Here is a 323-nt window from a genome sequence, read left to right as displayed (position 1 = left end):
CTGAATGTGAACTGGTGTGACTAAAGGATTCGCTGGAATAAAATTTTCACAATCACCTAGCAAATTAGGTCTAATTAATGTTAGCAATACTAATAATATTGTTATTAAAATAAAGCCTAAAATATCCTTAAAAGAGAAAAATGGGTGAAATGAGACTTTTTCATAATTAGAATTTAATCCAATTGGGTTTCTAGATCCAGTTTGGTGTAGAAATAATAAATGGATTATTACTATTGCTGCGATTACAAAAGGTAATAAAAAGTGTAATGAAAAAAATCGAGTTAATGTTGCGTTGTCTACAGCAAATCCTCCTCATAGTCATT

1 pseudogene is annotated in these 323 nt (G+C 29.4%); it reads right to left on the bottom strand.

From position 1 onward, the window contains the following. A pseudogene (locus AB6A65_RS16840) lies at positions 1 to 300 on the bottom strand (cytochrome b N-terminal domain-containing protein); the annotation flags it as partial. Positions 301 to 323: the final 23 nt, after the last annotated feature.

Origin of the sequence: Rhodosalinus sp. FB01 (genome assembly GCF_041365715.1) — a bacterium.
Lineage (GTDB): Bacteria > Pseudomonadota > Alphaproteobacteria > Rhodobacterales > Rhodobacteraceae > Rhodosalinus.
The sequence above is the reverse complement of the archived record's forward strand: the minus strand, read 5'-3'. Positions and strand labels throughout refer to the sequence as shown.